Annotated in this window: 3 protein-coding genes; all 3 read left to right on the forward strand. The window is 70.7% G+C overall.

The genetic code is table 11. The features are described from left to right. On the forward strand, nucleotides 1-843 hold an 843-nt coding region (locus ABD056_RS22530), incomplete at its 5' end, for a cell division protein FtsQ/DivIB (protein WP_343870516.1). Nucleotides 844-871: 28 nt separating this feature from the next. Further along, nucleotides 872-2,188 (forward strand): cell division protein FtsA, encoded by a 1,317-nt coding sequence (ftsA, locus tag ABD056_RS22535; protein WP_343870520.1) that lies wholly within the window; start codon nucleotides 872-874, stop codon nucleotides 2,186-2,188. 629 nt (nucleotides 2,189-2,817) lie between these two features. Next, the coding region (gene ftsZ / locus ABD056_RS22540) for a cell division protein FtsZ (RefSeq protein ID WP_425545077.1) at nucleotides 2,818-4,045 on the forward strand (1,228 nt) is incomplete at its 3' end.

Here is a 4,045-nt window from a genome sequence, read left to right on the forward strand (position 1 = left end):
CTGCTGCCGCGCATCGACACCCGGCTGGTCGGCGTCGCGCTGCTCAGCCTGGCGCTGTCGGCGGGCGGCGCGTGGCTGGTCGGCTCCGGCACCCTCGACCGCCTGACCGCCGGCTCCGCCCCGGCGGCCAGCGGCGTCAGCCAGGGCATCGGCCTGACCCTCAACAACCTGATGGTGGAAGGCCGCAACCGCACAGACGGCGCCGCCATCCTGGCCGCCCTGAACGTGCAGCGCGGCGCCCCCATCCTCGACATCGACATGCAGGCGGCGCGCGAGGCGCTGGAGGCGCTGCCGTGGGTGAGCAAGGCGGTGGTGTCGCGCCGCCTGCCCGACACCCTGCATGTCCGCATCGAGGAACGTACTCCCATCGCGCTCTGGCAGCGCGAGGACGGACAGTTCATGCTCACCGACGCCGGCGGTGCCGCCATCCCCATCCACGACGTCGGGGCCTGGGGCCACCTGCCGGTGATCGTCGGCGACGGCGCCCCCGCCAAGGCGACCGAGCTGTTCGCCCTGCTCAACACCGCACCCGCGCTCGCGCCGCGGGTCAAGGCCGCCACCCGCCGCGGCGACCGCCGCTGGGACATCCTGCTGGACGACTTCGACACCGGCATCACGGTCAAGCTGCCCGAATACGGCGCGGCGCAAGCCTGGCAGCGCTTTGCCGCCATGGAACGGCGCAACGGCCTGCTCGACCACGACCTGGCGGAGATCGACCTGCGGCAGGAAGACCGCGTCATCGTGCGGCTGAACGGGGACGGCATTCCCACCGGCGACCGCATGAAGGGCGGGCCGAAGCTGAAGACCCTGCCGGTTGCCGCCGGCGCCGGCCGCGAGGCCTGAGGACGGAAGAAGGAGAACCTCGACAGTGGTGTCGAAGGCCAAGACACGCACCGGACTGATCGCCGCCCTCGACGTGGGGACGACGAAGGTCGCCTGCTTCATCGCCCATGCCGACGATGACGGGTCGCTGCGCGTGCTCGGCGTCGGCAACCACCGCTCGCGCGGCATGCGCAGCGGCCAGGTCGCCAACATGGAGGAGCTGGAAGGCTCCATCCGCGCCGCCGTCGATGCCGCCGAGCTGATGGCCAACCAGCGCATCCAGAAGGTGCTGGTCAACGTCAGCGGCGGCCATCCGCGGTCGCAGAAGGTGGAGGTCGACCTCGCCGTCGCCGGCCACGAGATCCGCGACCGCGACGTCCGCCGCATCCTGGAAGCCGGCCGCGGCCAGCATTCCGGCGACGACCGTGAACTGGTCCACTGCATCCCCATCGGCTACACCATCGACGGCACGCCCGGCATCGTCGACCCGCGCGGCATGTACGGCGACCGCCTGGGGGTCGACATCCATCTGGTCTCCGCCGCCGCCGGCGCCATCCGCAACCTGTCGACGGTGGTGGAACGCAGCCACCTGGAGATCGAGGCGCTGGTGGTCTCGCCCTACGCCTCCGGCCTCGCCTGCGCGGTGGAGGACGAGAAGGAGATGGGCGTCACCGTCATCGACATGGGCGGCGGCACCACCACCATCTCGGTGTTCCAGGACGGCCACATCGTCCACGTCGACAGCGTGGCGGTGGGCGGCAACCACGTCACCAACGACATCGCCAAGGGCCTGTCGACGCCGGTCGCCAATGCCGAGCGGCTGAAGACCGTCTACGGCAGCGTCATCGCCACCCCCGCCGACGACCGCGACCTGCTGAAGGTGCCGCTGGTGGGCGAGGAGGACGACACCACCCCGAACGAGGTGCCGCGCTCCATGCTGGTGCACATCGTGCGGCCGCGGGTGGAGGAAACCCTGGAACTGGTGCGCCAGCACCTGGATCAGGCGGGCCTGCTGAAGGCAGTGGGGCCGCGCTGCGTCATCACCGGCGGCGGCAGCCAGCTGGCGGGCCTGCGCGACCTGGCGGAAACCATTCTCGAAAAGCAGGTGCGGCTCGGCCGTCCGCTGCGCATCAAGGGCCTGCCGGAGAGCGTCTCCGGCCCGGCCTTCTCCACCGTCGCCGGGCTGGTGCGCTACGCCGCCTACGACCACGTGGAAACGCCGCAGCAGGCCGACCCGGAAGAGCAGCGCAGCGCCCAGAAGGGCAAGCCGCGCGGCAAGGGCAAGGGCAAGACCAAGGGCAGGAGCGGCTCCGGCGTCAGTGCCGGCATCGCGCGGATCTCACAGTGGCTGCGGGAGAATTTCTGATGACCGAGTGGCGCATGATGGACGAGCACGGCCGCCGCCGCGAGGCTCCCGCTCCCACGGCCCCGGCCGGGCGCGACACCCTGCGGGCGCTGGGCGCCACCAAGCGGGCGGCGCTGGCCCTGTCGCAGATGATCTGGGGCCCCGGCGCCGGCGCCGGGTTCGACGCCGCCGACCCGGCCGAGGCGGCGGCGCCGCTGACGGTGACCGCCCCCACCGCCGAAGACCTGACCGCCACCGTCGCCGACGCCGTGGCGCGCGCCATTCCGCCGCACCGCCCGACGGCGGCGACCACGACCGCGACGACGACCGCGACGACGGTGGCCGCGTCCGCACGCGGCAAGGGTGGTCAGGAATACCATCCCAGCGAGTCCCAACTGCGGGTGGAGCACTCCTCCCTCGCCCCGGCGCCGGAAAGCGAAGCGATTCCAGAAGCAAGCGCCGACCTGACGGAGCAGGAACGCCATCTGCTCGAAGTACTTTCCACTCCTAGCGACGCGCGAGATCTAGACTCTGCGGACGGAACCTTGCGTGAACATTCCGAAGATTTTGCGATTCGTCCAAAAAGTCCGCTGAACGAAGAAGACAATCCTGCTATTCATCCCAGGGTTCAGACGCACACGGAGGCTAACATGCCGATCAACTTCCATGCCCCGGAGGGCATCGGGGCGCAGCTGAAGCCCCGCATCACCGTCGTCGGTGTCGGCGGCGCCGGCGGCAACGCCGTGAACAACATGATCCTGAGCGGCCTGGAAGGCGTCGATTTCGTCGTCGCCAACACCGACGCCCAGGCGCTCAACCACGCCCGCACCGACCGCCGCATCCAGCTTGGCGTCGACGTCACCCAGGGCCTGGGCGCCGGCGCCCGCCCCGACGTGGGCCGTGCCGCGGCGGAAGAAAGCTACGACATCATTTCCGGCGAGCTTGAAGGCGCCAACATGGTGTTCATCACCGCCGGCATGGGCGGTGGCACCGGCACCGGCGCCGCGCCCGTCATCAGCCGCATCGCCCGCGACATGGGCATCCTGACCGTCGGCGTGGTCACCAAGCCGTTCCAGTTCGAAGGCGTCCACCGCATGCGCCTGGCCGAACAGGGCATCGACGAGCTGGCCCAGTACGTCGACACCCTGATCATCATCCCGAACCAGAACCTGTTCCGCGTCGCCAACGAGCGCACGACCTTCGCCGATGCCTTCAAGATGGCCGACGACGTGCTGAACTCGGGCGTGCGGTCGGTGACTGACCTGATGGTGATGCCGGGCCTCATCAACCTCGACTTCGCCGACGTCCGCACCGTCATGTCCGGCATGGGCCGCGCCATGATGGGCACCGGTGAAGCCGAAGGCGAGAACCGCGCCCTGCAGGCCGCCGAAGCCGCCATCGCCAACCCGCTGCTGGAAGACACCTGCATGCGCGGCGCCAAGGGCGTGCTCATCAACATCACCGGCGGCCCCGACATCACCCTGTTCGAGGTTGACGAAGCCGCCAACCGCATCAAGGACGAGGTCGAGAGCCCCGACGCCCACATCATCTTCGGCTCCTGCTTCGACGAAGCCATGGAAGGCAAGATGCGCGTCTCCGTCGTCGCCACCGGCATCAATGCCGAGGCGATGGCCGGCCACCACACCCCGCGCACCATGGTCGCCATGCCCGGCGCCCCGCGCCCGCAGCCGCTGAGCGCCGCCCCGGCGCAGCAGCCGGCCGCCCAGCCGGTGGCGCAGCCGCAGCCGGCGGTGGCCGAAGTGGCCGCCGAGCAGCCGGTCCAGCACCACGAGGCGGTGGCCGAGGTCGACGTGCAGCCGGCCGCCCTGCAGGCCACCGGCACCCACGGCGGCTTCGCCCGTCCGGCCCAGCCGGCGG

Origin of the sequence: Caenispirillum bisanense, from assembly GCF_039523075.1 — a bacterium.
GTDB classification, from domain to species: Bacteria; Pseudomonadota; Alphaproteobacteria; order Rhodospirillales; family Rhodospirillaceae; genus Caenispirillum; species Caenispirillum bisanense.